The sequence below is a fragment of the Selenomonadales bacterium genome, assembly GCA_018335585.1.
Lineage (GTDB): Bacteria > Bacillota > UBA994 > UBA994 > UBA994 > UBA994.
On the sequence record JAGXRZ010000056.1, the window covers coordinates 1 to 8,711 of the forward strand.

An 8,711-nucleotide genomic window follows, 5' to 3' on the forward strand; every position below is an offset into this window, starting at 1 on the left:
ACAGCGGTTAACAGTGGTTTTGCCAACGTTGCGAGGCAGCGCTGCGCCTGTCACCGCCAAAAACGGGTCATACCGAAAAATCTCGGGCAACTGGCTTTGAGAAATCAACCCAGCAGTCCCCTGTGTGCATGCCTGAGACGCCCCAAACGTGTGCCATACTTGTGCTCATGCGGTTGGATTTCCTATCCCCGCCGAAGCCGCGCTGTCCACCGTCGATTCCGAATTCGGCCGCACGACCGACCCGGTGCGCATGTACATGCGCGAGATGGGCACGGTCGAACTGCTGACCCGTGAAGGCGAAATCGAGATCGCCAAGCGCATCGAAGGCGGCCTGCAGGCCATGATGCTGGCCATCTCGGCCTCGCCGACGACGATCGCCCACATCCTCGAGTTCGCCGGCAAGATCCGCGCCGGCGAGATGCAGATTTCCGAAGTGGTGGACGGTTTCGTCGCCGCCGACGAGGCCGATGACTACGTGGCCGAGGAAGACTTCGACGAGTTCGACGAGGAAGACGACGACGACGGCAACGGCGGCTCGAAGGCGCTGACCAAGAAACTCGAAGAGCTGAAGAACGCCGCGCTGGTCAAGCTCGACAGCCTGTCGGCCAATTTCGACAAGATGCGCAAGGCCTTCGAGAAGGACGGCTACAAGTCGGCCAACTACAACAAGGCCCAGCTGGCGATCAGCCAGGAGCTGATGACGATCCGCTTCACGGTCAAGACGATCGAGAAGCTCAGCGACATCTTGCGCTCGCAGGTGGACGACGTGCGCCGCTACGAACGCGAACTGCGCAAGATCGTGGTGGACAAGTGCGGCATGCCGCAGGACCACTTCATCAAGACCTTCCCGCCCAACGCGCTGAACAAGCAATGGGCTGAGAAGGAAGTCGCCGCCAACAAGCCCTACTCCGTCATCCTCAGCCGCAATCTGCCGCCCGTGCAGGAACTGCAGCAGAAGCTGATCGATATCCAGGCCAAGGCCGTCGTGCCGATCGATGACCTCAAGGACATCAACAAGAAGATGAACGAGGGCGAAAAGTCCTCGCGCGACGCCAAGAAGGAAATGATCGAGGCCAACCTGCGCCTCGTCATCTCGATCGCCAAGAAGTACACCAACCGCGGCCTGCAGTTCCTCGACCTGATCCAGGAAGGCAATATCGGCTTGATGAAGGCGGTGGACAAGTTCGAATACCGCCGCGGCTACAAGTTCTCGACCTACGCGACCTGGTGGATTCGCCAGGCGATCACCCGTTCGATCGCCGACCAGGCCCGCACGATCCGCATCCCGGTCCACATGATCGAGACGATCAACAAGATGAACCGCATCTCGCGCCAGCACTTGCAGGAATTCGGCTTCGAGCCGGATGCGCCGACGCTGGCCGAGAAGATGGAAATCCCCGAGGACAAGATCCGCAAGATCATGAAGATCGCCAAGGAGCCGATCTCCATGGAAACGCCGATCGGGGACGACGACGATTCGCACCTGGGCGATTTCATCGAGGACACCAACAACACCGCGCCGATCGAAGCCGCCATGCAGGCCGGCCTGCGCGACGTGGTGAAGGACATCCTCGACAGCCTGACTCCGCGCGAGGCCAAGGTGCTGCGCATGCGCTTCGGCATCGAGATGAGCACGGACCACACGCTGGAAGAAGTCGGCAAGCAGTTCGACGTCACCCGCGAGCGCATCCGCCAGATCGAAGCGAAGGCGATCCGCAAGCTCAAGCACCCGAGCCGGAGCGACAAGCTGCGGACCTATCTGGACAATCTGTAATCAGGTCTTCCAGATGCGTGGCCGCCGCCGGCACGCATCTGGGCAAAGGACGCAAGGAGGGTCGGACGAGTTCCGGCCCTTTTTTTCGTTTGCGCGACCGCAGCAACGGCAGCGCGGTGCGTTCGACTAGCGATGCTGACCCGGCACCCACAGCACGTCGGCGCGCCCCTCGTCGTTGGCGATGCGCGCCGCGACGAACAACAGGTCCGAGGCGCGATTGATGTAACGCACACCTTCGGGGTTGACCTGCTCATCCGGCAGATTCGCAAGCGCAACCATCAAGCGCTCGGCCCGACGCGCGACAGTGCGCGCCATGTGCAAGGTGGATGCAGCCGGCGTTCCCCCCGGCAACACGAAGGAGGTCAGGGCTTGCAGCCGCTCGTTGAGCGCATCGATCTCGGCCTCCACGCGGGCCGTCTGGCTGGCGGTGATCCGCAACGGAGCATGCCCGGACGGCAGTTCGTCAACCGGCGTTGCAAGATCGGCGCCCAGGTCGAACAGGTCGTTCTGCATGTGGCCGAGCATCTTGTCGACATCGGCATGGAGCTCACCCAGATGCACGCGCGCCATGCCGATGACTGAATTGGTTTCGTCGACCGTGCCATAGGCCTCGATGCGAAGGTCAGATTTGAGTCTGCGCTTGCCCGTGACGAGACCGGTTGTTCCGCCGTCGCCGGTGCGCGTGTAGATCTTGTTGAGCTTGACCATGCTTTCTCCTCAGGGCATATCGGGTCGATGGCATGAGCCGGGCGGCACTGCCACTTCATCAAGGGCGCTGCGCGCCGCTTGCAGCGCCGGCCATTGCACGAAGCGGCCGGATAGCTGGGCCATCACCGCCAGCCGCTCGTGCTCGCTCATGCGCACCCACTGGGCGATTTCGGCGCTGCTGCGTGCGCAGCCGACACACAGCCCACTGGACGCATCAAGCCGGCAAACTGCCACGCAGGGCGATGAGACTGTTTGCACGGCGGCGTTCAACTCAGGCGCAGCGGCAGGCCGACAACGATGCGCGCCGCGTTGTGTCCCGCGCTGCGCGCGAGTGCCAGGTCCGATCGCCCGTCGAATGACAGGGCCGGCAGCGTATCGGTGAGTTTGCCGTGCTGGACGCAGACCCGGCCCATGCCGTCGATGCCCACGCCGACTTCGAGCGTGGACCGCAGCGCAGCCCCCGATGCCAGTTCGTCGGCTTGCTGATCGGCTGAGGCACGCTCGAGGACGAAGGGCACGCCCTCTTCCTCCATGCCCGCAAGCACCTGTTTCTCGACAGGGCCCTGCAAGGCGCTGACGACGAGAATCGCCGGCTTGGCGGCCTGTCCCCCCTCACGCCCCTCACGCATGATGACCCTGCCCGTCGGCGACAGCGACACGGCCCTTCGCCCTGTCCTTGCCGGCACTCGGCTGGCGCGCTCCATAAGCGGCCACGAGGCCCGAGGCCACCGCATTGCGCGGCCCTTCGGTGCCCCGCACATTGCCGGTGCCGCAAACGATCCCGTACGGCGCCAGCGCCTCCGCGATCAGTTCCGGGATCTCGAAGTCCAGCGCGCATCCGCCCAGCAGAACGACGAAATCGATGCGCCGCAGATCGCCGTCCGGCGCCACGGTGTGGAGCGCGCGCAAGGCGTTGACGACGAAGACGCGCTTCTTGGCGGTGCGCCGGACGTCGCGCACCCGCTCCAGGGTGTGGCGCGTGGGGATCGGGTTCATGCCGGATTCGTTCAGCGTGACCACCCGCGCAAACGCCGTGGCAGGCAGCGGGGTCTCGAAGAATTGGACCGTGCCGTTCTCCAGGCGGATGTGGAAGAAACTCTCCGCCTTGCCGAGCGGGCAACGCTTGATTTCCTCCGCCAGCTCGAGGTTGCCGAGGCCCAGTTCGGCATCGATGAGCTTCGTGACCAGATCGCCGGCGCCGGCCAGATGGATGACGTCCGTGCGTCCTTCTGCATCGAGCATCGCGGCATCGGTCGAGCCGCCGCCGAGGTCGAGCACGACGATCGGCTTGTCCGCGCCTGGCGTCGTCAAGGCACCGAGAACCGCCATCTCGGCTTCGACGCCACCGATCACGACATCCACCTGGCTTGCACCGAGTGAGCGCAAGCGCTCGGCAACGGCTTCACCGACGACCTGCATCACGCTTTCCTTGGTACCCACCATGGCCGCCAGCGCGACGGCGTTCTCCAGCGCGACCTCGCCCGCGACGCCGCCCCGGACTTCCTGCGGCACCAGCGTGTCGATCGCCAGAAGGTCCTGGATGCGCACATCGTGCAGCGCATGCTTTGACAGATCCGCCATGCTCTGCCGCACGTTGGCGATCATGCCGCCCGCATTGGTTCCGGCTTCGCCGAGGACGTCGAGCAAGGGGCTGACGCGCTGGACCTCGGCCATGATGTCCGCGGCGCCCCGCGCCACATCGATGGTGGCACGGCGGGACACGCCGACCAGTTCGAGAACCCCGGCAGGAATGGTCCGGTCGGCGACGTCGCCAGACGGTGTGCGAACGACGACAGCAGAACGGTTGCCGATGAGCGCGCGAGCCACCGCCGAGACCGCGCGGGTCTGCTCGGGGTCGAGTTCGAAGATCGTCGCCAGGCCGAATGCGTTCGACAAGGTCCGGATCGACTGCCCGGGGCCGGCGACCTCGACGGCGGCGAGCATGCCGACTGGCACGGCGTCGATCCTCGAGACCTCGTCGATGATCGGCATCTTGACGCGCAAGCGGTTGGCGACCAGCACGGCATCGTCGCTGGCAAGAATGGCGCCGACGACGCCGACGCCGCGCGCGATCGCATCGTTGATGCCCTGCGCTGCCGCTTCGAAATCGAAGCGGCGGTCGATCAGCACGAGAACCGGTGTTCCGGCCACGAAACCCGGCAACGATTCGAACTCCACGATCGTGCCCACCCCGAGCCCCTGTCCGCCCGGTGTTCGCGGGTCATGCCCGATCATGGTCGACTCGGTGATGATCGTTTCGGTGATGGTTTCCATCGCCAGGTCGCTGATGACCGGCGTCGCTTCGTTGAGCAGGACGACCTCGAGTTCGGCAAGGCTGATTCCAGCCTCCCCGATCGCATGCAGGACAGCCTTGGCAACGCCGTCCACGTTCTTGACGGTGCCTTTGATGCCCGTGGTTCGGGTCAGGGCGCCGCCAAGATAGGACACCTCACCATCCGCGATGAGGGCTGCGCTTGCCTCGGTCGTCGAGTTGCCAATATCGACGCCTACAACGGTCCGTTTTTTCAACTCAAGGTCCTCCTGCAATGTCAATTCGAAGCGGCGGGCGAGAACTCCTGCATCACCTCGATGACGCCGAGGCCGCGGTTGACCTGCTCGGTTTCCTTGAGATGCAGGAGCGCGGCCTTGGCCTGCCAACGCGGCCGCGCCATCTGGTCGTTCAGCGTGGGCACCGGCTCCGGCGACTCGCCCTTGGCATACCGGGCGGCGTTCGAGCCGATGTTGCGGTAAGTCTCAAGGGTGAGCAGGGGACACTGCGGAAACAGTTCAAGGCTCGACAGGCGAGGCAGATCGCGTTGATGGATCATGGTTGTGCCGCGCGACAGAATACCGATGCCAATACCGGAGCCCGAGAGCTTGGCAGCGGTGTGCGCGAGGATCGCCAGGTCCGAGCTGTGACGCACGCGGATCACACGGGCATGAACTTCCTGCTCCTCGATGCCCGCGAGGATCTGACGCATGATCTCCGCGTGCGGTATGTCGACGATGGACTTGGAGAAGTAGTCGGCGAAGGCCGGTGACACGGCGATCACCACCTCGTCACTGCGCTTGCCGCGCGTCGCCGGCCCGACTTCCTTGAACGAGAGCGTCCGCTCTGCAGGTGCTTGTTGGTTCGTCATGTCAGTCAACCTCCATTTCAGGGTTCGAAGCGCTGGTCACGTGGCGCAGGCGTTTCATTTCCTCCCAGCGCGCGCCGGACGGGCGATAGCCGGTTCCGGGACCTTCGTAGTCGTTCGCATCGTTCACGGCCGAGAGCGGCTGCAGATCGCGGGTCAGGATCGCCGAGGTCTGGAGCAGGTCGCCGGAAATGCGCTGGCGCAGTACTGCGAGCAGGTTCTGCGCGACGTCGGAGAAGCCCGTGCTCTCCAGCGCCTTGACAAGGTCCAGACCGGTGATGTTTCGGTCCATGACTTGCTGGGCGCCCTTCAGGTCCTCGAGCACGTCACGCGGGAGCAGTTCCTTGCTGCCATTGGCGTAGATCGCGGCGTCGACCTCCGCGTCGCTGATGGGCGGCAACTCGAGGTGCGCAAAAACGGCTTGCAATGCCTTCGCCGCACGGGTCCGCACCGCAAGGATGTCCGCCTCCTTGACATGCCGCAAACCACCGTCGATCTGCAGGTCGCGCTGGATGGTGTTGTAGTCGTCGTAGTCGTCGCTATCGAGGTTCGAACCGGCGAACATGTTGTCGTAGTTCGGCATCGACGAGAAGCCCGAGCACACGAGGTCAGTGCCCGGCATCATCTGCGGCATCAGGCGGGCCGTGCGGCGGATGGCCGAGTGGGAAAAGGACTGGTCGTTGCCGGATGCGCATTCGAGGTCCACCATCGCAGCAAGCAGATTCTCGGCGGCGACCGCCCGAATGCCGGCGGGCACCGCACCGGGCACGCCGATGCATGAGATGGAGCCGTTCTGCAGGCCTTGCACGCCGGCACCCTTGGCGATCAGGATGCAACGGATCTCCAGATAGAGCATGGACTTGCCCTGCGCATTGCCCATCTGCACCTCGGAGCCGGTGCCTGAGGTGAAGCGCATCTTGATGCCGCGCGACGCATAGGCGGCCGCCAGGAAGGCCTTGGACCACGGCGTATCGTCCCCGTCCACGAAGACCGGTTCAGTGCCATACACAGAGATGGTCTCGGCATAGCCGGTGATGCCGCGCATGCCCAGATCCAGCTCCGTCGCCTCCTCGAGGGCACACTGGGTCAGCGGTCCGCCGGTGCCGACCTGGCTGCCGATCTGCTGCGCCATGGCGACGAGCGGTGCATAACGGACGATGCCCAGCGTCGTCTCCACTTCCGCGAACCCGCGGATGGATGCTTCGGCGGCATCGCACACCACCTGCAAGGGGTTGTCGCGTGCGCTTGTGCAGTGTCCCTGAACGGCCGGTGTGCGGCGGGCGCGCATCTTCTGCATGCCCATCATGATTTCGACGATGTTCAAGGTCTTGGCCACCGCAAGCAGCTTGGCTGGCGTCAAACCCTTGGTCACGGCAAGCACTTCCTGGCGCGACACATGCGGGTCCACGAGCATTTTTCCGATCTCGTCGGCAGGCAGCGCCATCGACTTCAAGGTGGTCTCGACATCGATCGCCTTGTCGGCGATGAACTGGTCGATGAAGTCAAAGTTCGCGCGCTCCACACCGTCCATTTCCACGATGCGTCCGCCTTCAACCCGCACGCTGGGCTGCGGGTCGAACTCGCTGTCCATGGCCACCATTCCCTTTTCGGGCCATTCCTCAACAAAACCGTCGAGGTTGACCGGCCGGTCCTCGAGAACCAATGTCCGCGCGGAATGCCGCGCCGCTTGTTCAGACTTCTTTGCAGCAGATGTCTTCATTGTCAGATCTCCTATTTGCTTGCAGCCAAGATATCGCGCCGCTCATAAACGTCAGCGGCTTCCCGCACGAGCGCGGCAAGGTTTTCGGCCTGATAGCTGGTCGCCAATTCGGTGGCAATCGCCTCGAGTTCGGCTTTTGTGGAAGCGTTGGGCCGAAGCGCGTTATAGATTTCGAGCACACGCGCATCGGAAATTGCCGTCATCTCGGCCGCGCGCCGCAAATTGGCGCCCAATTGCACGCGCCCTACCTTTTCCGATATCTGGGCCTGTAAGCGCAAGGTATCTGGGGTAATCCGCAGATCTTCGGCCGTCACCTTGCCCGAAACGACGGCCTCGATCGTGATCTCGTCGACCGATTTACCAGTGGGCGTGAAAAGAAGATCCTTTCTGTGCACGCCAAGAGGGTAATCAACCTGCGGATCTACATTTGGCTCATTCATATATGTCTCCTAAATGATATTGGTTTGACTGCAGCGGAATTTCCAAGTGTTCAGCGTTACCGCCACCATGGCCGAGTACCGGCAACGCAGACCTGCCTGCATTTACTTGGCGGCCTTCGCCGCGCCCGCTTCTGCGACGGAGATATCCTGTTCGACACTACCGGCGCTAACACCGATGGCGCCGATGACGGCGGCGCCGTCCTTGATCAGAACGCCGCCACCGAAAGCGACCATGCCTCCTGCGGTTTGCTCGAGGCCATACAGTTCTGCGCCGGGCTGAACGAGCGGCATGAGCACGCTGGTCGGCAGGCCCATCAATATGGAGGTGCGCGCCTTGCGGATAGAAATATCGATACTTGCCTTGATCGCGCCATCCATGCGCGCGAAAGCCACCAGATGGCCGCCGTCGTCCACCACGGCGATGTTCATGGGCTGACCGATTTGCTTAGCTTTTGCCGCCGCGGCGTCTAGCGCAGCCTGGGCCTTTGACAGGGGCATGGAAGTCATGATTTCTCCAGAGTCATCCAGTTAAAGAATTGGTCGCATCCCACCGTAGTCAAATCACGCCGCATGCCTTGGCGACCAGCACGCCGGCTGCGCAGCCAATGAGGGGACCGACGACCGGGATCCAGGCGTAGCTCCAGTCAGAACTACCCTTGCCGGCGATCGGAAGGAGTGCATGCGCGTATGACCAGCTCGCGCCCAAACGAGAACGAAAACCTCGACCGGCCCCGTGCATGGTCTGAGTGCGGATGGTTGCACGCACACCTGGCAAACACGCGTTCATGCACTGGGGTGCAGGCGCTGCTGCGCCTAAAAACGGGGGCTGCACGCAAAAGTGGTGTACGGGGGTACATGCGTGCAAGGTTTGGCGGCGTTTGGCGCATGGCGGCGGGGAAAATCTTGACGATGCCTAGTCTGAAAATGAAAAA

Annotated in this window: 10 protein-coding genes and 1 pseudogene; 1 reads left to right on the forward strand and 10 read right to left on the reverse strand. The window is 63.3% G+C overall.

The genetic code is table 11. The features are described from left to right. Positions 1-148: 148 nt before the first annotated feature. Positions 149-1,774, forward strand: coding sequence for an RNA polymerase sigma factor RpoD (gene rpoD / locus KGZ66_11070; GenBank protein MBS3986127.1), 1,626 nt, complete (start codon positions 149-151; stop codon positions 1,772-1,774). 126 nt (positions 1,775-1,900) lie between these two features. Here rpoD and KGZ66_11075 read toward each other — a convergent pair whose 3' ends face one another. From KGZ66_11075 to KGZ66_11120, 10 genes and pseudogenes are all read right to left on the reverse strand, one after another. Next, a complete protein-coding gene (locus KGZ66_11075; GenBank protein ID MBS3986128.1) occupies positions 1,901-2,482 on the reverse strand; it encodes a cob(I)yrinic acid a,c-diamide adenosyltransferase in 582 nt (193 codons plus the stop codon). 9 nt (positions 2,483-2,491) lie between these two features. Next, a complete protein-coding gene (locus KGZ66_11080) occupies positions 2,492-2,752 on the reverse strand; it encodes a DUF1289 domain-containing protein (protein MBS3986129.1) in 261 nt (86 codons plus the stop codon). Continuing rightward, a complete protein-coding gene (locus tag KGZ66_11085) occupies positions 2,749-3,111 on the reverse strand; it encodes a glycerol dehydratase reactivase beta/small subunit family protein (protein MBS3986130.1) in 363 nt (120 codons plus the stop codon). Before KGZ66_11085 ends, KGZ66_11080 begins: the two co-directional genes overlap by 4 nt. Next, on the reverse strand, positions 3,104-5,011 hold the full coding sequence (locus KGZ66_11090; GenBank protein ID MBS3986131.1) for a diol dehydratase reactivase subunit alpha: 1,908 nt from the start codon (positions 5,009-5,011) through the stop codon (positions 3,104-3,106). Before KGZ66_11090 ends, KGZ66_11085 begins: the two co-directional genes overlap by 8 nt. A 20-nt stretch (positions 5,012-5,031) precedes the next feature. Beyond that, a complete protein-coding gene (locus tag KGZ66_11095) occupies positions 5,032-5,622 on the reverse strand; it encodes a propanediol/glycerol family dehydratase medium subunit (GenBank protein ID MBS3986132.1) in 591 nt (196 codons plus the stop codon). Position 5,623: 1 nt separating this feature from the next. Beyond that, positions 5,624-7,339: a propanediol/glycerol family dehydratase large subunit gene (locus tag KGZ66_11100; GenBank protein ID MBS3986133.1), complete on the reverse strand. Its 1,716-nt coding sequence runs from the start codon at positions 7,337-7,339 to the stop codon at positions 5,624-5,626. 11 nt (positions 7,340-7,350) lie between these two features. Then, positions 7,351-7,779 (reverse strand): diol dehydratase small subunit, encoded by a 429-nt coding sequence (locus tag KGZ66_11105; protein MBS3986134.1) that lies wholly within the window; start codon positions 7,777-7,779, stop codon positions 7,351-7,353. A gap of 102 nt (positions 7,780-7,881) precedes the next feature. After that, positions 7,882-8,286, reverse strand: a complete 405-nt coding sequence (locus KGZ66_11110) for a heme-binding protein (GenBank protein MBS3986135.1) — start codon at positions 8,284-8,286, stop codon at positions 7,882-7,884. A 49-nt stretch (positions 8,287-8,335) separates the two neighbouring features. Then, positions 8,336-8,464 (reverse strand): annotated as a pseudogene (locus tag KGZ66_11115) (aquaporin family protein). Next, positions 8,430-8,711 (reverse strand): hypothetical protein (locus KGZ66_11120; GenBank protein MBS3986136.1); only part of this gene is annotated, 282 nt, incomplete at its 5' end. The pseudogene KGZ66_11115 and the gene KGZ66_11120, both read right to left, overlap by 35 nt.

Coding starts and splice junctions, on each gene's coding strand:
- KGZ66_11100 (MBS3986133.1), bottom strand. CDS start 7,339: ATGAAGACATCTGCTGCAAAGAAGTCTGAACAAGCGGCGCGGCATTCC.
- KGZ66_11110 (MBS3986135.1), bottom strand. CDS start 8,286: ATGACTTCCATGCCCCTGTCAAAGGCCCAGGCTGCGCTAGACGCCGCG.
- KGZ66_11105 (MBS3986134.1), bottom strand. CDS start 7,779: ATGAATGAGCCAAATGTAGATCCGCAGGTTGATTACCCTCTTGGCGTG.
- KGZ66_11075 (MBS3986128.1), bottom strand. CDS start 2,482: ATGGTCAAGCTCAACAAGATCTACACGCGCACCGGCGACGGCGGAACA.
- KGZ66_11095 (MBS3986132.1), bottom strand. CDS start 5,622: ATGACGAACCAACAAGCACCTGCAGAGCGGACGCTCTCGTTCAAGGAA.
- KGZ66_11085 (MBS3986130.1), bottom strand. CDS start 3,111: ATGCGTGAGGGGCGTGAGGGGGGACAGGCCGCCAAGCCGGCGATTCTC.